Origin of the sequence: Siculibacillus lacustris (genome assembly GCF_004328075.1) — a bacterium.
Taxonomy (GTDB): Bacteria; Pseudomonadota; Alphaproteobacteria; order Rhizobiales; family Ancalomicrobiaceae; genus Siculibacillus; species Siculibacillus lacustris.
In genome coordinates this window covers 125,801-145,632 of record NZ_SJFN01000007.1, presented here as the reverse complement: position 1 = coordinate 145,632, position 19,832 = coordinate 125,801, and the positions used below count along the sequence as shown (strand labels likewise).

Below are 19,832 nucleotides of genomic sequence, written 5' to 3'. Positions count from 1 at the left end.
CGAACCGAGGTCGTCGGCATCTTCCCCAACGAAGATGCCATCGTCCGGTTGGTCGGGGCGATCCTGCTCGAACAGAACGACGAATGGGCCGTCCAACGCTCCCGCTACATGACGCTGGAAACGATCGCCGCCATCGACGATGATCCTGCCGTCCTCGGCCTGCCGAACATGGCGGCCTGAGGACGCCGCCCATATCGGCGCGCCCGCTGGCCACCGGTCAGCTACACCACCTCTCGGGACACGATCAATTTTCTTTCGAAGGCGCCGATCTCGTCGACTTCGTCCGCAAGGCGGTGACCTATCTCGTCGCCGCCGGAGCGCGGCCCTACAATTACGGCGGCGAGTCTCCCCTCGAAAATCCGGTCGGACGAGTCGTCTTCGGCGCCGACACGCCCGAAGAGATCGTCGCCGGTGTCGTGTCGACCTGGGTCGACGCCGGCATGCCGACGCGGCTTCCCTGGGGGTGTCTGCGTCTCAACTATCCGGAGATCGAAGAAAACCGGGTTCCGCTCGTCTGAACGCGACCGGACGCCCCCTCCATCACCGCCTTCATGCCTGCCCACGCCCTTCGGGCGTTGAGATCCTCGCCCCGGTCCGTTAAGACTTTCGTCGACGTCGGCAGCGAGGGTCGCCCAGTGACGCGTACGATCTATCACATTCGTCACGGCGAGACCGACTGGAACGCCGCCGGCCGCCTCCAGGGCGGGCGCGACATTCCCTTGAACGACCGCGGGCGCCGTCAGGCCGACGGCAACGGCCGCGCCCTCGGCGCTCACTTTTCCGCGATTCAGCGTGATCCCTCGACCCTCACCTGGATCGCCAGCCCGCTCGGCCGCACCCGCGAGACCATGGAACGGGTCCGCCGCGGCGCCGGCCTCGAGCCCTCGGCCTACGCCACCCACCCGGACCTGCGCGAGGTCTCGTTCGGCCGCTACGAGGGCCTGACCTACGCCGATCTCGACGTCCAGGCGCCGCGCGCCGCCGCCGAGTTGCGCCGCGACAAGTGGAATTTCGTGCCGCCCGACGGCGAGAGCTACGCCATGCTGATCGCCCGGGTCGGCGGCTTCCTCGCCGGCACCTCCGGCGATCTGGTCATCGTCTCCCACGGCGGCGTGTTCCGGGTGCTGCGCGCCCTGATCGAAGAGAGCGAAGATCACGAACTCGCCCATCTCTTCGTGCCTCAGGATCGCATATTCCGCTGGCAGGACCGTCACGGTGCGTGGTTATGATTACGTAGTCCGACGGAGGTGGCGTTGCCTTGCCGCCCCTCGGACCTCGTTCTCGTTTCCCGACCCGCGACAGGAGAATCCCGCGCCATGTGCAGCCTCGACGGATGCGGTACCTACGCCGATCTGCCGCCGATCGTCGTTCCCGACGAGAAGCGCCGCCTCTTCCTCCAGGGCCTCGTCGGCCTGCCGATCGCCGCGGTGCTCGCCGATCCGACGCTCGCCCGCGCCGCCGCCGCCGGCGTCGAAATGGTCACCATCCCCACCGCCGGCGGCCGCGCCGTCACCCTCGCGGTGGCGCTCCCCGCCGCGGGCAAGGGGCCGGCGGTGGTGCTGATCCACGAATGGTGGGGCCTCAACGACCAGATCAAGTCGGTCGCCGCCGAATTGGCCGCGCAGGGCTACGTGGCGATCGCCGTCGATCTCTACGGCAAGCCCGCCGCCACCACGCCGGAAGCGGCGACCGCGCTGATGAAGGCCGTCGATCCGGCCGTCGCCACCGATCAACTGGTCTCGACCATCGCCTGGGCTCGGGCGCACGCCCGCTCGACCGGCAAGGTCGGCACCATCGGCTGGTGCTTCGGCGGCGGCTGGTCGCTCAACGCCTCGCTCGCCACCCCGGTCGACGCCACGGTGATCTACTACGGCGACGTCAAGAAGACCGCCGATCAGGTGAAGTCGCTCAGCGGCCCGGTGCTCGGCCAGTTCGGCAAGCTCGACGCGTGGATCAACGCCGAGATGGTCGGCGGCTTCGAAGCGGCGATGAAGGCCGCCGGCAAGGCCGATCGCCTGACCGTCCACTGGTACGACGCCGACCACGCCTTCGCCAACCCGACCGGCGCCCGCTACGACGCCGCCCCCGCGGCGCTCGCCTGGCAGCGGACGCTGGCCTTCTTCAAGACCAATCTCGGCTGAGTCGCGACCGCGTACGGCCTGCGTAGTCTCCGCTATCGACGGTCAAGCAAACCGCCGATAGCCTACGCCTGCAACTTGTGTGCGTGGCTCGAAGGCGGCGAAACATTCGCGCGACCCGGCGGCCTCGAACCAGCGGAGGCGGGCGATGCGGATCGGGACGGTGGTCGGGGCTTTGGCGTTCGGTGGACTCGTGGTCGTCGGGGCGGTGACGAGCGCCGATGCCGCGATCAAACGGGTGGCGAAGTCCGGGGTGGTCACCGAGGTCGGCAAGAGCAGTTATTACGCCCCCCGGACTTGCATGGGCGCAGCGCCTCCCTCCATCCGCGTCGTCACACCGCCACAGCACGGGGTGGTCAGCGTCACCACGGGGCAAGACGTGCTGCACGTGGAGGGAAACTGCGCCGGCAAGCCGGTCACCGCCAGTTTCATCTTCTACCGGTCCGACAAGGGCTATCACGGTCCGGACGGGTTCGCGGTCGAGATCGACAGCGAGGCCTACGCGACGCGACGGATCGGCACTCATACCGTCGGCCGCGTCTACGAAATCGACGTCAAGTGAGCCTGCCGGCATGACCCCTCGGGTTCGACGGCAGTCCCTCGGCAGCCCTCGGCACCCCGCGGCGCCTGCGGCCGCGGCGGAGCGGGATCGCCGGTTTCGCGACCGACCCCGGCCGTGCCGCGACCGCGCATCGCCTGCGTAGTCCTCGTTATCGACGCATCCCGGTCGTCCCACTAAGGTGGGGCCGCAACTTGAAGGTGCAGTCCTGAGGCGGCGAAGCGTTCGCGCGGCGGGGCGACCGTGGGAGAGCGTGATGCGCGGATCGTGGCTCGTGGGAATGGTCGGTTTGGTCTCGGGCGCGGCCTTGATCGCCACGCCGGCGCTCGCCGAGGATCGGCGTCCGGTCAAGTCGGGCGTCCCGACGGCGGTGTTCGGCGGCGGCGCCTATTCGCCGGTCACCTGCATGGGCGCGGCCCTGCCCAACCTCCGGGTGGCGACGCAACCGCAGCACGGAACGCTCTCGATCGAGCGCGGGCAGACGGTGGTGCGCGAGGGGAACTGTACCGGCAAGTCGGTTCTCGGGGTCTACGTCGTCTACCGTTCGACCCCCGGCTATCGCGGCCCCGACGCCTTCGCCGTCGAACTGCAGATGAATGCCTATGACGGAGGGCGCATCGGTACCCATACCGAGAGCCGATCCTTCGAGGTCGACGTCAAGTGATCGAATGCCGCCGGCCGCCGCCGTCGGCCGCCGGGTTTGACGGCCGCCGACCCTTGCCCTAACACCGATCGAACCCTTGTTCCTCCCTTCGGTCGGTGGTCATGTCGCACAATACCTTCGGACATCTGTTTCGCGTCACCACCTGGGGCGAGAGCCACGGCCCGGCGATCGGTGCCGTCGTCGACGGCTGCCCGCCCGGCATCCGCCTCACCGCCGAGGACATCCAGGCCGATCTCGACCGCCGCAAGCCCGGCCAGAGCCGCTTCGTCACCCAGCGCCGCGAAGAGGACCGCGTCGAGATCCTCTCCGGGGTGTTCGAGGACGACCGCACCGACGGACCGCGCACCACCGGCACGCCGATCTCGCTGATGATCCGCAACACCGACCAGCGCTCCAAGGACTACGCCGCGATCCGCGACGCCTATCGCCCGGGCCACGCCGACTTCACCTACGACGCCAAATACGGGGTGCGCGACTACCGCGGCGGCGGTCGCTCCTCGGCGCGCGAGACCGCCTCGCGGGTCGCCGCCGGCGCGGTCGCCCGCAAGGTCCTCGACGCTCTGGTCCCGGGCGGCGTCACCATCCGCGCCGCCCTGGTGCAGATCGGCAGCGAGGCGATCGATCGCCTCAACTGGGACTGGGCGCAGGTCGACGCCAATCCCTTCTTCTCGCCCGATGCCGAGGCGGCCGTCCGCTTCGAGGAGCACCTCGACCGCATCCGCAAGGCCGGATCGTCGGTCGGCGCGGTGCTCGAAGTGGTCGCCGAAGGCGTGCCCGCCGGCTGGGGCGCGCCCCTCTACGGCAAGCTCGATCAGGACATCGCCGCGGCGCTGATGTCGATCAACGCGGTCAAGGGCGTCGAGATCGGCGACGGTTTCGCCGCCGCCGAGCTCTCCGGCGAGACCAATGCCGACGAGATCCGCCGCGGCCCCGACGGCCGGCCGCAGTTCCTGTCGAACCACGCCGGCGGCATCCTCGGCGGCATCGCCTCGGGCCAGCCGATCGTCGCCCGCCTCGCGGTCAAGCCGACTTCGTCGATCCTCACCGCCCGCCACACCGTCGACCGGCACGGCGCCGAGGTCGACCTCGCCACCAAGGGCCGCCACGACCCTTGCGTCGGCATTCGCGCGGTGCCGGTCGCCGAGGCGATGATGGCGATCACGCTGGCCGACCATGCCCTGCGCCACCGCGGCCAGACCGGACGGTGACCTCCGGTTGCGGGAAAACCCGCGAATCCGATTTCTTGCACACGGACAGATTGCCGCAGGGGTATCGTAAAAATGGACAAGGGTAGATTTCAGGGTGCTTGAAGATGTTACGCAGCGTAAATTATGAAAAAGCCGCTCGTTCTCCTATAATAGTCTTCCCGTCGACTACCTATTCGCGCGCGTGTCCCGAGACCACGCTTTGAAATTAAGAAGTTTTTAACCATGCTGGACCGATCCTCCGCTCGACCGACCCGCGGTCGAAGAGGACCGGATCATGCGCATTTCCGATATTCGAATCCCGACCAAGATCATCGCCGGTCTTCTCGCCATCTCACTGGTCGCGGTCGGCGCCGTGATCTTCGGCGGGCTCACCGCTGCGCGCGTCTCCTCTCAGGCCCAGGCGGTCATGGACGGCGAACAGGCCGCGGCGCTCGCCCTGTCGCGGGCCAATCAACGCACCTTCCGCAACGGCGACATCGCCTATCGCGGCCTGTCGCGCACCGACCCCGCCGAGATCCGCGAGCTCTACGGGCGCTTCGACGTGACCGTGAAGGAGTTCGGTGAATTGGTGGCGGACGCCAAGAAGGCGCAGCCGAGCCGCGCCGCCGACTTCGATCGCTATACCGCCGCCTTCGCCGAGGTGGTGCGCATCGGCCGTCAGGCCGGCGATCTCGCCGCCAAGGGCCAGCACGACGCCGCCTATGCCATGCTCACCGAACACTTCGATCGCCCGCTCGACGCCCTGAAGACCGAGATCACCAAGGACGTCGCCAAGATGAGCGAGCAGGCCAAGGCCCTCGCCGACCGCGCCGATTCCGACGCCGCCTCGGCCGTGAAGGTCGAAATGGCTTTCGTCGGCACCGCCATCGCGGTGGTCCTCGGCCTGATGATCTGGCTGTCGCTGGGCGGCATCTCGCGGCCGCTCGACGCCCTGGCGGTGCGCATGGAGAGTCTCGCCCGCGGCGAGCTCGACCGCCCGGTCGAGTCCGCCGAGCGCGGCGACGAAGTCGGGGTGATGGCCCGGGCCGTCGCGGTGTTCCGCACCAATGCCATCGAAATGCGCCGGCTCGAGGCCGAGCAGTCCGCCGCCGCCGCCCGCCTCGAGGCGGAGAAGCGCAAGGCCATGCACGAACTCGCCGATCGCTTCGACAAGGCGGTCGGGGGCATCGTCGCCCTGGTCTCCGCCGCCGCCACCGAACTCCAGTCGACCGCCTCGACCCTGACCTCGTCGGCCGAAGAGACCTCCTCCCAGTCGATGGCGGTGTCCTCGGCGTCGGAAGAAGCCTCCGCCAACGTCCAGACCGTTGCGGCCTCCGCCGAAGAACTGGCCTCGTCGGTGCGCGAGATCGCCCGTCAGGTCGAGCAGTCGTCGCGCATCGCCGCCAAGGCGGTGGGCGAGGCGGAAGAGACCAACACCGAGGTCGGGGGTCTCGCCAGCGCGGTCGAGAAGATCGGCTCGATCGTCGGCCTGATCAACGACATCGCCTCGCAGACCAACCTGCTCGCCCTCAACGCCACCATCGAAGCGGCGCGGGCCGGCGCCGCCGGTCGCGGCTTCGCGGTGGTCGCCTCCGAGGTCAAGGGCCTCGCCGAACAGACCGCCAAGGCGACCGCCGAGATCGGCGCCCAGATCGGCGCGGTCCAGGCCTCGACCAAGCTCGCCGCCTCCAAGATCCACGACATCGGCCGCACCATCCAGGACATGAACCAGATCTCGTCGGCGATCGCCGGCGCGGTCGAGGAACAGAGCGCCGCCACCCAGGAGATCGCCCGCAACGTCCAGCAGGCCTCACGCGGCACCCACGAAGTGTCGAGCAACATCAGCGGCGTCACCCGCGCCGCCGAGGAATCGAGCGTCGCGGCCAATCAGGTGCTGATCGCCGCCGGCGATCTCTCCCGCCAGTCGGAACTGCTGCGTCGGGAGGTCGACGGCTTCCTGGCGGGCGTCCGCGCCGCCTGACCGACGACGCCGCGTCTCACGCCTCGGCGACCACGCCGAGGCGGCGGGCTTCGTCGACGGTCGCGTCGATCGCCGCGTCGATCTGCGCCGCGTCGTGGCTGGCGTTGACGAAGAAGCGCAACCGCGCCGACTTTTCCGGGACGCCCGGCGGCAGCACCGGGAAGGCGTTGATGCCCCGTTCGAGCAGGGCCTGGGCGAGGCGGACGGTGCGCAGCGTGTCGCCGACGATCACCGGCACGATGCCGAGCCCCCAACTGGTGCCGACGTCGAGCCCCACGGCTGCGAGCCCGTCGCGCAGACGTCGCGACAGGCTCTGCAGACGCGCCACCCGCTCGGGCTCGCGGTTCATCAGGTCGAGTGCCGCCACCGACGCTGCCGCCACCGCCGCCGGCATGCCGACCGAATAGACGAAGCCCGGGGCATGGTGCTTGAGGATGTCGACCACCACGCCGTTGGCGGCGACGTAACCGCCGCAGCTGACCAGCGTCTTGGACAAGGTGCCGAGCCACAGATCGACCCCGGCGGGATCGACCCCCTGGTACTCGTGCAGGCCGCGCCCGCGCGCCCCCAGGACGCCGAGCCCATGGGCGTCGTCGATCATCAGATGGGCGCCCCAGCGGGTCTTGAGCTCGATCAGCCGCGCCAGATCCGGCCCGTCGCCGTCCATCGAGAACAGGCCCTCGCTGACCACCAGCACCCGTTCGACCCGGTCGCGCTCCTGCGCCAGGATCTCGTCCAGCGCCTCGAGGTCGTTGTGCGGAAACAGGCGGCGCTTGGCTCCGGAGAGCTGGGCGCCGACGACGATGCAATTGTGGATCACCGCATCGTGGACGATCAGGTCGGCAGGTCCCATCAAGGTCGCCAGCGTCGACACCGCCCCGGCATGGCCGGAGACGAAGGCGATCGCGTCCTCCGCCTCGTAGTTGGCGGCCAGCGCCGTCTCGAGCGCGCGGTGGATCGGCCGTTCCCCGGCGCTGATCCGGCTCGCCGACACCGAGGTACCGAAGCGCGCGGTCGCGTCCGCCGTTGCCGCGACGATCTCCGGATGGCCGTTGAGGCCGAGATAATCGTAGGAGGCGAAGTTGATCACCGCCCGCCCGTCGATCGTCGAGGTCGCGCCGGCGCGACCCGCGTGCGAGCGGTAATAGGGATCTTCGACGCCGATCGCCGTCGCCACCTCGCGATGCAGGCGCATCTCGCGCCACAGCGGATGCCCCTCGAAGCTCGGGGTGGCCACATGCCGCCGCCGCGCCCCGCGATCGGCGGCGAGCGCCTGCGGCCCGGTCTGCATTGCGTCGAGCAGGCGGGCGAGTTCGGCATCGGACAGCGGGCTGTCGTCGGCGGGGGTCATGCGGGTCGGTCGCCGGGGTTGGCCACCACCCGCTCGCGCAGGGCATCGACCTGCTCGAGCGTCACCTCGCCGACCGCATGGGTCGCGGCGAGATCGAGGATCTCGGCCCGTTCCCGCTCGACCACCGTCGCCTCGGGCGACGACTGCTCGGCGCCGGTCAGCTGGTCGTAGATGGTCGCGGCGATGTCGGCGATCCGCCGATCGGCGGTGCCGACCATCGGCAGCTGGGCGCCCGACAGCCGTTCGATCCCCATGTGCAGCTCGAGCGCCATCAGCGAATCGAGCCCGAGTTCGGCGAGCGGCCGGCCGGGATCGATCTGCGCCTCGGGCATCCTGAGGATGTGGGCGACCTCGCGGCGCAGCACCTGCGCGAGGCCCGCCACCGCTTCGGACCGGCTCTTGCCGGCGATCAGCGCGGCGAGGTCGGACCCGACCTCCATCCGCTCTTCCTGGTGGGTCGACAGCAGGCCGGCGAAGGCGGGGCTGGCGAGCAGCGCCAGTTTGCGCGCCGCGCCGCTCGGGGCGATGTTGGTGTAGAACTGCACCGGCTCGATCGCCGCGCCGGCCGCCAGCAGCCGGCCGAGATGGGCCAGCGCCTCCGCCGAGCGGATTCCGACCACGCCGGTGGTCCGGCGCAGGCGTTCGCCCAGCGCCCGGTCGCGGGCGATGATCCCGGCATCGGCAATCGCTCCCCAGCCGATCGCCAGCGCCGGCCGACCGGCCGCGCGGCGGGTGCGGGCGAAGCCCTCGAGGAAGGCGTTGGCCGCGACATAGGCCGCCTGACCGGGGCTGCCGACCACCGTCGTCGCCGAGGAATAGACCACGAAATGATCGAGGGGTTGATCGGCGGTGGCCGCGTCGAGGGCGAGCGCCCCGCCGACCTTGGTCGCCAGCACCGCCCGCAGCCGCTCGGGGGTGAGTCCCGAGATCAGCCCGTCGTCGAGATGCACCGCGGCATGGATCACGCCGCGGATCGGTCCGTGTTCGGCGACCACCTGCGCCACGAGGGCCGCCACTGCGGCGGCGTCGGTGACGTCGAGCGCCACCGTCTCGACCGTCGCGCCATGGGCGCGCAGCGTCGCCAGATCGGCCTCGAGGCCGTCTTCGACCCGTCCCCGCCGCGAGGCGAGGATCAGCGTCGTGGCGCCGCGCGCCGCGAGCCAGCGCGCCGTCTCGAAGCCGAAGCCGGCGGTGCCGCCGACGATCAGCTGGACGCCGGGCGCGGCGTGATAGGTCGCAGCCGTGCGGTCGATCTCGGCGTGGCGCGCCGGGCGCACGACGATCTTGCCGACGTGTTCGGAGGCCTGCATCGAGCGGAAGGCGGTGGCGATTTCGTGGGCCTCGTAGACCTGATGCGGCACCGGCGTCAGCTCGCGCGCCGAAAAGGCCGCGCCGATCTCGCGCATCATCGTCGTCACCGCCCCGCGGTCGTGGGCGATCAGCTCGTCGAGGTCGACGCCGTCATAGGCGACGTTGCGCACGAAGGGCCGCAGCGGCAGCGGCGTGTTGTCGAGGAAGTCGCGCTTGCCCAGTTCGATGAACCGCCCGAACGGCCGCACCAGACGGAAGCTCGCCGCCATCGCCGGGCCGGCCAGCGAATTCAGCACGACGTCGACCCCGCCGATGTCGTGCTCGATCGCCTCGGCGAAGCGTTCGCCGCGGGACTCGAAGGTCAGTTCGGCGCCGGCCGAGCGGGCGATCCGCCGGCGTGCCGGGTTGCTCGCGGTGCCGAGCACCCGCGCCCCGAGGCGGCGGGCGATCTGGGTCGCGGCGAGGCCGACGCCGCCGGCCGCGCCGTGCACCAGCACGTCCTCGCCGGCCTTCAGGCGGGCGCGGTCGACCAGCGCATACCAGGCGGTGGCGAAGACCACCGGCACCGTCGCCGCGGCTTCCGAGCCGACGCCCTCGGGCACCTTGAAGAACTGCCAGTCGGAGGCGGTCAGATGCGAGGCGAAGGCGTCGCGGGCAAAGCCCATCACCCGATCGCCGACCCGGAAGCGCGTCGCTTCCGGCCCGAGCCGCACCACCGTGCCGCAGCATTCGAAGCCCATCGACGCCGCGGTGTGGCCGGCTCCGAGCAGGTCGTCGTCGAGGATCCCGAGCACCACCAGCAGATCGCGGTAGTTGAGGCCGGTCGCCGCCACCGCGATCTCGATCTCGTCGCCGATCGGCGGTCGGCGCGCGCCGACCCGCCACACCAGCCCGTCGAGACCGGCGGCCGGTTCGACCGCCAGCACGCTGCGCCGCTCGCCGTCGATCGCCACGCTCTCGCCGAGGCCGCGGCGGACGCGTTCGACCAGCGGCCCTTCGGCCTCGACGAACCATTCGCGCTCCGCCCCCGGATCGGCGGCGATCCGAAGCACGGTCTCCGGCGCTCCGGTCGGGGCGAGGTCGATCTGGCGCAGGTCGATGGTCGGATATTCGTTGATCGCCACCCGCACGAAGCCGCGCACGCCCGCCTCGACCGCGCCGTCGCCGCAGCCGGCGCGCGCCGATTCGGTGATCACGAAGACCCGCACGCCGCGCTCGGCGACGTCGGCGCGCGACAGGATGCGGGTGATCGATTCGATCCGCCGCGCGAGCCGTTCGACGGCGTCGCCGGCGCGCGCCTGGGGCGGGATCAGCAGGGTCGGCGTGACCTCGGCCGCGAGTTCGGCGAGCCAATGGGCGAGCCCGGCGTCGTCGACCAGGGTCCCCGCGGCGTCCCAGTCTGTCGCGCGGGTCGGATCGTCGCGCTCGCCGAGCACGGCGATCGCGATGGCTTGCGGCGTCGGCGCGGCGGTCGGCGGCGCGGCGCGTCCGCGCAGCAGCCGGCCGAGCCCGTCGGCGGTCGGGGTGGCGCCGAGATCGGCGACCCCCGCCCGTTCCAGGCGGCGCAGCACGTCTTCGGCGGCGGGGAAGGGGCCGTGGCCGGCCGCACCGGGGCCGTCGGCCCACAGACCGCACAACACGTCGAGCGTGGCGTCGGCGCCCGGCACCGCGACGATCACCGGCGCCCCCGGCACCAGCCGTTCGACCGCCCGGGCGAGCGCCTCGCCGTCGACCATCGGCGCGGTCGCATGGCCGACCAGCGCGTCGAAGGCGATCGGGCTCGCCGCACCGGCGAGGTCGAGGAATTCGATGCCGCTCTCGCCCTCGAAAGCCTCGCGCTGGGCGTCGAGCACCGCCGGGTCGAGGGCGGCGACCGCCAGATCGAGGCGGCCCGCCTGCACGAGCGGCAGCAGCGCACGGCGCAGCCCGGCCCCGAACGGCGCCACCGCCAACACCCGCAGGCGGGTGTCCCGCGCCGCGGAGAGATCGCCGACCGCCACGGCCAGCGCCACCACCGACGGCGCGGCGAGCAGCGAATCGGCTTCGAGGCGCTGCCGCATCGCCGCCGGCAGGTCCGACAGGGCGCCGGCGGAGAGGCTGGTCTCGGCCTGTTCGAGGGCTTCGGCGCAGAGGCGGATCTCGACGTTGGCGGCCGGGAAGCGCCGCATCAGCGTCGCCAGCAGCACCTCGGGCGAGGGCAGGGCGGGGGCGGCGGCGTCGGCATGGGCCGCCACCAGATCGGCGAGCGCATCGAACCACGGGCGCGCCGTTTCCGGCACCGCCTCGGCTCCGATCGACGCGGTCAGACGGCGGGCCAGCGACAGGCAGAAGGCGCGCACCAGGAGCCAGGCGGTCGGCGTCTCGGGCACCGTCTCGGCATCGGCGCCGCTCTGCCGATCGGTCGGCACCAGACGATCGGCGGCCACCGGCACCGAGCGGAAGGTGCGATCGGCGATCGCCGTCTTGAACAGATGGACCGCGCGCAACACCGCCGCTTCGACCGAGGCGACGACCACGCCCTCGGCCGACAGGAGCGAGATCGCCACCACCTTGAAGCGGTCGGTCTCGCGGACCAGATGGGTGATCGTCCGCCGGATCGGCACGCCCGGCTCCCACGCCACGACCCGCCGGAAGCGCACCGGCAGATGGGCGCGGCGCTCGCCGTCGCGCTGCGGCCGGGCGACGAACAGGCCGTGGAAGGCGGCGTCGAGGGCCATCGGCTCGATCACGAAGTCGTCCGGCCGGACCCCCTGCGGCAGATGGGTCGGGTCCAGCCGCGCCTCGACGGTGTCGTCGTCGCGGGTGACCTCGCTCACCGCCCGGAAGGCCGGACCGTAGTCGAGCCCGGTGCGGGTCGCTTCCGCATAGACCGCGGCGGCGCCGTCGATCACCGCCGTCTCGGGTGTCGGGCCGGCCAAGGGCGCGGGCCGCGCGCGGCGCGACACGGCGAGGCTGCCGCGGGCGTGCAGCAGCCAGCCGTCGGCGGCGAAGCGATGGCGGCTCCAGATCTCGATCGTCCGGGTCTGGTCCGACCAGCGTGTGGCGATCTCGCGGATCTCCCCGGGCGCCAGCGTCAGGGCCTTGGAGATGTCGAATTCGCCGATCTCCAGCGGGCCGGTGCCCAACAACTCGCGGGCCGCGGCCAGCGCCGTCTCGATCAGCGCCGCTGCCGGCACCACGATGCCGCCGTCGACGCGATGGTCGCCGAGCCACGGCACCAGCACCGGATCGATCAGGCTGCGCCATTCCGCCGAGCCGTCGGCGAGCCTTGCCCCGAGCAGCGGATGCAGCGGCGTCGCACCCCAGGTCGTGCCCAGCGCCGTCATCGCTTCCGCGGTGCCGGACAGCAGATGGTCTGTGTCCTGGAACGGATAGGCCGGCAGCGCCAAGGCCCGGCGCGGGCGCGGCCCGAACATCGCCGTGCGGTCGAAGCCGGCGCCGTGGGCGACCATCCGCGCCACCATGCCGGCGACCGGATCGCCGAGATCCTGGTCCTTCTGGGAGAGCGTCCCGAACACCCGCCCGTCGACCTCGCGGGCGCGCAGACAATCGCGGATCGCCCCAGTCAGGATCGGCGCCGGGCCGATCTCGTGGAAATCATGGATGCCGAGGTCGATCGCCCGATCGACCGCCGCGGCGAAATGCACCGGCCGGCGCAGATTGGTCCACCAGTAGTCGCCGGTCAGGGCGGCGCCCTCGACCATCGTGGCGGTGACCGTCGACAGGAAGGGGATGTCGCCGGCATGCGGCGCGAGGTCGGCGAGATCCGCGACGATCTCCGCCTCGACCCGGTCGAGCGCCGAACTGTGGAACGGATAGTCGATGTCGAGGGCCACCGTGGCGACCCGGGCGCGCCGGCAGCGACGCGCGAAGGCGGTGAGATCCGCGTCCGGTCCCGACACCGTCGCCGAGGCAGGGCCGTTGATCGCCGCGATCTCGATCCGCGGCGAGCCGAAGTCGGCGATGAGGTCGGTGAGCTGCGCTTCGGCGGCGGCGACCACCAGCATGCGGCCTTCGCCGCGCACCTCTTCCTGGCGCAGGCTGCGGAAATGGATCAGCTTCAGCGCGTCGTCGCGATCGAGGATGCCGGCCGCTTCCGCCGCCGCCACTTCGCCCATCGAATGGCCGAACACCACCGCCGGCCGCAGCCCGCGGGCCTTGGCCACCGCGGCGAGCGCCGACTGGATCGCATAGAGGATCGGCTGACAGATCGAGGTCCGGGCCAGCCGCTCCGCCGACAGGCCGGTCTCCAGCGCCGCGGCGATCGACCAGCCGGCGAGCGGCCGGAAGCGCCGATCGAGATCGTCGATCTCGCGGCGGAACGCTGCCGAGCGCGCATAGGCGACCGCGCCCATCCGCTCGTACTGGCCGCCGTTGCCGGAGAACACCCAGGCGATCGGTCGCGCCTCCGACGCGGCCTGGCCGAAGGCGCCGTCGCCCTCCGCACCGCCGGCCGCGAAGCGCCGCAACGTCGCCGCCACCGCGTCGCCCGCCGCGGTCGACACCGCGAAGCGCACGGGCAGGATCGCCCGGCGATGGCCGAGGGTCGCCGCGACCGCGGCGATCGGCGCGCCGGCTTCCAGCAGCGTCGCGGTCTGGCCGAGCCGAGCGCTCAGCGCCTCGCGGGTCGCCGCCGAAACCACCAGCAGCGGGGCGTCGGACGCCTCCGCCTCCGTCGCTTCGGGAACGATCGCCGCGGCGTCGCCCTCGCCGAGCACGACATGGGCGTTGGTGCCGCCGAATCCGTAGTTGCAGATGCCGGCGACGAGCGGGCCGCGGTCGGTGGCCAGCGGCAGGGCGGTCCGCACCACGGTGAGATTGGCGGCGTCGAAGTCGATCAGCTCGTTGGTCCGCGTGCAATGGAGCGACGGCGGCAAAAGCCGGTGTTCGAGCGCCAACAGGGTCTTGAGGAACCCGACCAGCCCCGAGGCGGCTTCGAGATGGCCGACGTTCGACTTGACCGAACCGATCGGCAGCGGTCGCGCGCGGCGCTTGGCCAGCACGTCGCCGATCGCCGTCGCCTCGATCGGATCGCCGACCTTGGTGCCGGTGCCGTGCGCCTCGATGAAGGCGAGCGCGTCGGGATCGAGCCCGAGATGGCCGTAGAGGTCGCCGAGCAGGCGCTTCTGGCCGTCGAGCGACGGCAACGAGATGCCGGTGGTGCGCCCGTCGGAATTGACCGCCGTGCCGAGAACCACGCCGCGCACCCGATCGCCGGCGGCCCGCGCGTCGGCGAGGCGGCGCAGCACCACCGCCGCCGCACCCTCGGAGCGCACGTAGCCGTCGGCGTCCTGGGAGAACGGTCGCGACCGCCCGGTCGGCGACAACATGCGTGCCTGCGAAAAGCCGATGAACGGAACCGGCGTCAGCAACAGGTTGACGCCGCCAACGATCGCCGTGTCGATGCGGCCGGCCTCCAGGGCCGCCACCGCTTCCGCCAGCGCCACGAAGGACGACGAACAGGCCGAATCGAGCGTGAAGCTCGGTCCGCGCAGATCGAACACGTAGGAGATCCGATTCGACAGGATCGAAAGGGAATTCCCCGACATGTAGTGGGATTCCATGATCGCCGGATCGATCGACGCATGGGCCTGATGGTCGACCGCCGAAGCGCCGACGTAGACGCCGACGGTCTGGGTCGCGAGGTCGGCCGGCGCGAGGCCGGCGTCCTCGAGCGCGATCCAGGCGATCTCGAGCAGCAGGCGCTGTTGCGGATCCATCTGCCGCGCCTCGCGCGGCGACAGCCCGAACGGCGCCGGATCGAAGGCGAAGGGATCGTCGAGATAGCCGCCGGCGAAGGAATAGGTGAAGCCCGGTTCCGGGGCGCCCGGACGCAGGAACCGCTCGACGTTCCACCGCCCCACCGGCCGGTCGACGACCGAACAGTCGCCGCGCGTCAGGAGCTCCCAGAAGGCGTCCGTCGATCCGGCCCCCGGCACGCGGCACGCGGCGCCGACGACGGCGATCTGGGAGGCCGAGAGGCCGGGACGAAACGACATGTTCATGTTCTCGGGGCGCTGCGCGTCATCATCGATCCGGCGCCGGTGGTTGGGCCATCCATGCCCCATGCGTTCAGATTCCGCTAAAGCGGGCGTGTCAGCGTTCGGCGTTGGTAACAGCCAACACCATACGTGTCCAGTTGGTGAAAGGCAGATAGAGACGGCCTCGACTCGAGGGAAATCAGTCAAGGTTGGCAATGTTCGAGGTGATGCGTCGATTTCTCGCTTTCGTCATGATCTGGTCGAAATATTGACGAGAATTGATCAGTGTGATGCAATTCAGGATTGTAATTTATTACATTGTCCTTAAAAATTGTAGTTCCGGCTATTGATCCGCACGCGACTCATGGAGCAGAAATGTTCCTGCCGCGTCGCCCTTGGTTGTACCCTGCGACGACGTCCGAGTCGGCCGAAACTCCAGAACGGCACAACGCGATCGAGAACATCGACTTGAACACCGTCATGGCGCCCCGGACCGAGCGTATCCACGCCAGTCCCCTGTCGGAACTCGAACGGCGCGCGCTCACCCTGTTGGTGCGGTGGATTCCGGATCGTGTCACTCCCGATCACCTGACGGCGTTCGGCATACTCGGAGCCGTTGTGACGATGGCCGGATACGCGGCCTGCTGGCTGTCGCCGGCCTTCGTCTGGCTCGCCTCTCTGGGACTCGCCATCCACTGGTTCGGCGATTCGCTCGACGGCTCGCTCGCCCGCCACCGCCGCGTCGAACGGCCGCGCTACGGATATTTCCTGGATCAGAACATCGACGCCGTCGGCAATCTGATGATCGGCGTCGGTATCGGCCTGTCGCCGTGGGTCGATCTGCGCGTCGCGCTGTTTGCCCTGACCACCTACCACATGCTGTCGATCTACGTCTTCGTGCGGGTCCACGTCTCCGGCGAGTTCCACGTCACCGTGGCCCATTCCGGGCCGACCGAGATCCGCTTGGCGATCGTCGCGATGAACACGCTGATCGCGCTCTTCGGCGCCCCGCACTTCGTGCTGGCCGGCGTGGCGATGACCTGGTGCGACCTGGCGGTGGCCTTCACCGGCGCGGCCTTCCTCGCCACCTTCCTGTGGGTGGTGTTCGACTATGCGCCGGTGCTGCGCGCCGACGACGACCGCGCCCGGCGGGAACGCGATGCCGCCGGCGCCGCCGGCTCCGGCGACGTCAACGACGAGCGCTGAACTTCGCCGCGATCCGGCCCTGGTGCCAGCGGAATCCCGGGGCGATCAGGCTGGCCAGCGCCCCGAGCAGCGCCAACTGGCGCGACGGCACGAGCATGAAGCGCCCGGCCTCGGCCCCGGCGATCAGCCGTTCGGCGACCGTCTTCGCCGCCCACACGCCGGTGCCCTCGGCAATCAGCCGCGTCGCCTCGGGGCGGGTCAGGGCTTCGCCGGCCAGCTGCGGCGTATCGGTGTCCGGCGGGAAGGCGACGCTGACCGAGATTCCCTTCGGCGCCAACTCGACGCGCAGGCATTCCCCGAGCCCCCGCACCGCGAATTTCGAGGCGCCGTAGCCGGAATAGCCGAGGATGCCGATGAACGCCGCGGCCGAGGCGATCATCGTGATCCGCCCGCCGCCGCTCGCCGCCATCGCCACCGCCGCCGGTCGGACCAGATTGAGCGTGCCGAAATAGTTGGTCTCCATCTCGCGGCGAGGGCCGGCGGGATCGCCGTCGAGGAACATCCCCGGCTCGACGATGCCGGCCGAGGTCAGCAGCCAGTCGAGGCCGCCGTGGCTCGCCACGACCTCGGCGACGGTCTCGGCGCAGGCCGCGGCATCGGTGACGTCGAGGCGCCGGGTGGTGACCGCCGCGCCCTCGATCGCTCCGAGGCGCGCCGCCGCCGCCAGCCGGTCGGGGTCGCGCGCCGCCACCACCACGGCGTAGCCGCGCCGCACCAGGATCTCGGCGCAGGCCAGTCCGATGCCGCTCGAGCCGCCGGAGATCAGAGCCACCGGTCGGCGCTCGGTTCCTTGTTGCGATGCTTGCATGGGGGTCACTCCCGGATCGCGCACAGGATTGGTCGTTCACTCGATCGGCGCGATCGAATCGTCGAGATAATACCAGCGGTCGAGGTGGGCGGTGATGACGGGTTCGATCTTTGCGTTGAGAAAGGCGACGTCGTCGAGCACCGTCCGCCCCGGCGTTTCCGGCAGCCGGAACCGTTCGCCGGCCCGGATCCTGAAGCGGCAGCCGTCGAGCCGCTCGCAATGGGCCACCACCAGCCGTGCGTCGGTCTTGCGCGCCAGCCGCGCCGCGATCGACAGATTGCCCGAGAGGTGCGGCGGGCGGCCGAACAGCGGTGCCATGGTCTTCCCAGAGCGGGCCTCGTCGCCGAAGATCGCCACCAGACCGCCGGCCCTCAGTTCGGCGAGGGCGTCGCGCAGCCCGGCGAGGTCCGGCGACAGCAGGCGAATGCCGACCTGCGTCCGCGACTCTTCGACGATCCGGCGCTGCATCGGCGTCTTCGGTGGATCCCAGAAACTCGCGACCCGCCGCCCCACGTGCTCGAGCGCGGCACCGATCACCTCCCAATTGCCGAGATGCAGGACGATCGCCAGGATCGGCTGGCCCGCCTCCTCCGGAGAGTCGGGGTGAAAGCCGATCATCTCGACCCGGCCCTCCGGCACCATCCGGTGCAGCACGGCGAATTCGCCGTAGAGCCGGCCGATGTTGTCCATGTAGCGCCGCACGCCGGCCTCGATCGTCGCGGCATCGGCCTCGGGGTGGTGGATCGCCAGATTGCGCCGGGCGCCGTCGATGGCGTCGCGGTGGTTGATCCGCATGTTGATGCCGACGATGACCGACCCCAGCCACGAGGACAGACCGATCGGTCCGTGCGCCATCAGCCGGTACATCATCAGATGCCAATGATCGACGAGAGCCCGCAGGGGGCCATTCATGCCGCGGCCTTTCGCGCCCGGGGCTCGATCGTCGCCGGCAGACCGCCGAGCGGCCGCAGCGTCAGCCGGCACACCGGCTCGACCTTGCGCCCCGGCCGCGGGATCACCCGGAAGCGTTGGGCGAGCATCGCCAGACAGAGGATCGCCTCGCTCAGTCCGAAGTTGAGCCCCGGGCAGATCCGCGGCCCGACCGAGAACGGGATATAGGCGAAGGGATCGATCCGGGTGCCGTCGGTGAAGCGTTCCGGCAGGAAGTGGTGCGGCCGCTCCCACAGATCGGGCGAGCGGTGGAGGAGCCACGGCACCACCATCACCAGGGCCCCCTTCTCGACCTGGACGTCGGCGATGCGGTCGGCGGCCCCGGCCTGACGCGGCTGCAAGGGTACCGGCGGATAGAGCCGCAGCGTCTCCTGGATCACCGCCCGGCACAGATCGAGGCGCGGCAGGTCGGCGAAGGTCGCGTCGCGGAGCCCGCACACCGTGTCGATCTCGGTATGGATCGCTTCTTCGACCCAGGGCGCGTTGGCGAGCAGATACCACGCCCAGGTCAGGGTCGTGGCGGTGGTCTCGTGGCCGGCCATGAAGATCGTCGCCGCCTCGTTGCGCAGCGCCGTGACGTCGAGGCCGAGGTCGGGGTTGCGGCGATTGCGCTCGATCAGCAGTTGCACCATCGAACCGGCGTCGCCGGCCCCGGCCAGATGCGCTTCGATCACCCCCTCGACCACCGCGTGGACCTCGGCCACCGCCCGCCGCTTGCGCGGCCCCTGGAACAGCGGCCAGCCGTCGTCGGCGCCGAGGAAATAGCCGAGATTGAAGGAATCGACCGAGGCCTGATAGGTGGTGAACCCGTCGATCACCCGCCGCGCCGCCGCCTGCCCGAGGCGGCTGCCGAACACCGTGCGCGCGATGATCTCGGCGGTGAGTTGGGCCATCTCCACCGTGACGTCGAATTCGCTGCCCGCCGGCAGTTCCGCCCAGCGGTCGGCGACGGCCCGCGTCACCTCCTCCATGGTCGGCGCGAATTCCGGCAGGCGCTTCTTGTGGACGATGTCGGCGACCAGCGGCCGGCGCTTCGCCCAGGTCGCCCCGTCGGAGATGAACAGCCCGTCGCCGATCAGCACCTCGAGCGCCCGGCGCATCTGCGGGCTCTTGCGCTCGTAGATGTCGTTGCGGGTGACCATCACGTGTTTGACGTGTTCGGGCGCGTTCACCAGCACGATCTGGCGGCCGAGGATCGGGAACGAATCGACCCCGCTGCGGTAATGGTCCTCGAGCCACGAACCGAGCAGATTGTAGCGCGCCCCGAGCATCAGCTGCAGCAGGCCGGCCGGCTTCGTGAGGGGCCGCGGATAGGCCGGGACGAACAACTCGTCTCCGTGTTCTTCGACCACCGGCGGCGGTTCGTAGAGTCCGAAATACATGGCGGCCTCGCGTAGGACGGCGGCGTCGCGTGCACCGGCCGCGTCATTCGACATCGCCGGCCGCGAAGTCGTCAAGGCGGCCCGCGACGGCGGCGGCCTGCACCGGTCGATCGCCGGTCCGATTGCCGCAAATGCCGCACCCCGATTGCCGGTCCGACCAATTGTAGCGACTTGGCAACACTCCTCGGCTACAGTCGCTCCGCGGTGGCGGGTCGATTGACCCGGCGGCGTCGCATCTGCGAGTCTTCGGCCGGTTCGCCCGGGAACCCCATCGGAATTGTGAGTGGGTATGAACAGCTGTGCATCGGAAGCC

The 19,832-nt window shown here is 70.6% G+C and carries 14 protein-coding genes; 9 read left to right on the top strand and 5 right to left on the bottom strand.

Annotated features, from left to right (window positions below):
* The 8 genes from EYW49_RS06720 to EYW49_RS06685 form a co-directional block, all read left to right on the top strand.
* Positions 1–180: transposase (locus tag EYW49_RS06720; RefSeq protein ID WP_206365403.1), on the top strand; the 180-nt coding region annotated here is incomplete at its 5' end.
* Between the two features lie 113 nt (positions 181–293).
* Complete coding sequence (locus tag EYW49_RS06715) at positions 294–518, top strand: hypothetical protein (protein WP_131307488.1); 225 nt, start codon at positions 294–296, stop codon at positions 516–518.
* A 117-nt stretch (positions 519–635) separates the two neighbouring features.
* Positions 636–1,229 carry a histidine phosphatase family protein gene (locus tag EYW49_RS06710; RefSeq protein ID WP_228259528.1) on the top strand — a complete coding sequence of 198 codons (594 nt, stop codon included), beginning with the start codon at positions 636–638 and terminating at the stop codon, positions 1,227–1,229.
* 87 nt (positions 1,230–1,316) lie between these two features.
* Entirely contained in the window at positions 1,317–2,141 is an 825-nt protein-coding gene (locus EYW49_RS06705) for a dienelactone hydrolase family protein (protein WP_131307484.1), read from the top strand.
* A 145-nt stretch (positions 2,142–2,286) separates the two neighbouring features.
* Positions 2,287–2,700: a hypothetical protein gene (locus tag EYW49_RS06700; protein ID WP_131307482.1), complete on the top strand. Its 414-nt coding sequence runs from the start codon at positions 2,287–2,289 to the stop codon at positions 2,698–2,700.
* Positions 2,701–2,953: 253 nt separating this feature from the next.
* Positions 2,954–3,361: a hypothetical protein gene (locus EYW49_RS06695; protein WP_131307480.1), complete on the top strand. Its 408-nt coding sequence runs from the start codon at positions 2,954–2,956 to the stop codon at positions 3,359–3,361.
* Positions 3,362–3,462: 101 nt separating this feature from the next.
* The gene (aroC, locus tag EYW49_RS06690; protein ID WP_131307478.1) at positions 3,463–4,569 is read left to right on the top strand and encodes a chorismate synthase; all 1,107 of its coding nucleotides are present in this window, start codon (positions 3,463–3,465) and stop codon (positions 4,567–4,569) included.
* A 274-nt stretch (positions 4,570–4,843) separates the two neighbouring features.
* Positions 4,844–6,529 carry a methyl-accepting chemotaxis protein gene (locus EYW49_RS06685; RefSeq protein WP_131307476.1) on the top strand — a complete coding sequence of 562 codons (1,686 nt, stop codon included), beginning with the start codon at positions 4,844–4,846 and terminating at the stop codon, positions 6,527–6,529.
* A 16-nt stretch (positions 6,530–6,545) separates the two neighbouring features.
* Here the strand turns inward: EYW49_RS06685 and EYW49_RS06680 are convergent, their stop codons facing one another.
* A complete protein-coding gene (locus tag EYW49_RS06680; RefSeq protein WP_131307474.1) occupies positions 6,546–7,880 on the bottom strand; it encodes an aminotransferase class I/II-fold pyridoxal phosphate-dependent enzyme in 1,335 nt (444 codons plus the stop codon).
* Complete coding sequence (locus tag EYW49_RS06675) at positions 7,877–15,190, bottom strand: type I polyketide synthase (protein ID WP_165498158.1); 7,314 nt, start codon at positions 15,188–15,190, stop codon at positions 7,877–7,879. The genes EYW49_RS06680 and EYW49_RS06675 overlap by 4 nt, the downstream gene beginning before the upstream one ends.
* A 357-nt stretch (positions 15,191–15,547) precedes the next feature.
* On the opposite strand from EYW49_RS06675, the gene EYW49_RS06670 reads away from it, so the two are divergent.
* Positions 15,548–16,378, top strand: a complete 831-nt coding sequence (locus tag EYW49_RS06670; protein WP_131307470.1) for a CDP-alcohol phosphatidyltransferase family protein — start codon at positions 15,548–15,550, stop codon at positions 16,376–16,378.
* On the opposite strand, the gene EYW49_RS06665 is transcribed toward EYW49_RS06670, so the two are convergent.
* From EYW49_RS06665 to EYW49_RS06655, 3 genes are read right to left on the bottom strand one after another with little or no spacing between them, the layout of a single operon-like run.
* On the bottom strand, positions 16,362–17,186 hold the full coding sequence (locus EYW49_RS06665; protein WP_131307468.1) for an SDR family NAD(P)-dependent oxidoreductase: 825 nt from the start codon (positions 17,184–17,186) through the stop codon (positions 16,362–16,364). The genes EYW49_RS06670 and EYW49_RS06665 overlap by 17 nt on opposite strands.
* A gap of 36 nt (positions 17,187–17,222) precedes the next feature.
* Complete coding sequence (locus tag EYW49_RS06660) at positions 17,223–18,098, bottom strand: lysophospholipid acyltransferase family protein (protein ID WP_131307466.1); 876 nt, start codon at positions 18,096–18,098, stop codon at positions 17,223–17,225.
* Entirely contained in the window at positions 18,095–19,519 is a 1,425-nt protein-coding gene (locus EYW49_RS06655) for a cytochrome P450 (RefSeq protein ID WP_131307464.1), read from the bottom strand. The genes EYW49_RS06660 and EYW49_RS06655 overlap by 4 nt, the downstream gene beginning before the upstream one ends.
* Positions 19,520–19,832 lie beyond the last annotated feature (313 nt).

Excerpts from the sequence above, each read along its gene's own strand:
- EYW49_RS06670 (WP_131307470.1), top strand. The coding sequence starts at position 15,548 with ATGTTCCTGCCGCGTCGCCCTTGGTTGTACCCTGCGACGACGTCCGAG.
- EYW49_RS06660 (WP_131307466.1), bottom strand. The coding sequence starts at position 18,098 with ATGAATGGCCCCCTGCGGGCTCTCGTCGATCATTGGCATCTGATGATG.
- EYW49_RS06685 (WP_131307476.1), top strand. The coding sequence starts at position 4,844 with ATGCGCATTTCCGATATTCGAATCCCGACCAAGATCATCGCCGGTCTT.
- EYW49_RS06680 (WP_131307474.1), bottom strand. The coding sequence starts at position 7,880 with ATGACCCCCGCCGACGACAGCCCGCTGTCCGATGCCGAACTCGCCCGC.
- EYW49_RS06675 (WP_165498158.1), bottom strand. The coding sequence starts at position 15,190 with ATGTCGTTTCGTCCCGGCCTCTCGGCCTCCCAGATCGCCGTCGTCGGC.
- EYW49_RS06705 (WP_131307484.1), top strand. The coding sequence starts at position 1,317 with ATGTGCAGCCTCGACGGATGCGGTACCTACGCCGATCTGCCGCCGATC.
- aroC (WP_131307478.1), top strand. The coding sequence starts at position 3,463 with ATGTCGCACAATACCTTCGGACATCTGTTTCGCGTCACCACCTGGGGC.
- EYW49_RS06665 (WP_131307468.1), bottom strand. The coding sequence starts at position 17,186 with ATGCAAGCATCGCAACAAGGAACCGAGCGCCGACCGGTGGCTCTGATC.
- EYW49_RS06655 (WP_131307464.1), bottom strand. The coding sequence starts at position 19,519 with ATGTATTTCGGACTCTACGAACCGCCGCCGGTGGTCGAAGAACACGGA.
- EYW49_RS06700 (WP_131307482.1), top strand. The coding sequence starts at position 2,287 with ATGCGGATCGGGACGGTGGTCGGGGCTTTGGCGTTCGGTGGACTCGTG.
- EYW49_RS06695 (WP_131307480.1), top strand. The coding sequence starts at position 2,954 with ATGCGCGGATCGTGGCTCGTGGGAATGGTCGGTTTGGTCTCGGGCGCG.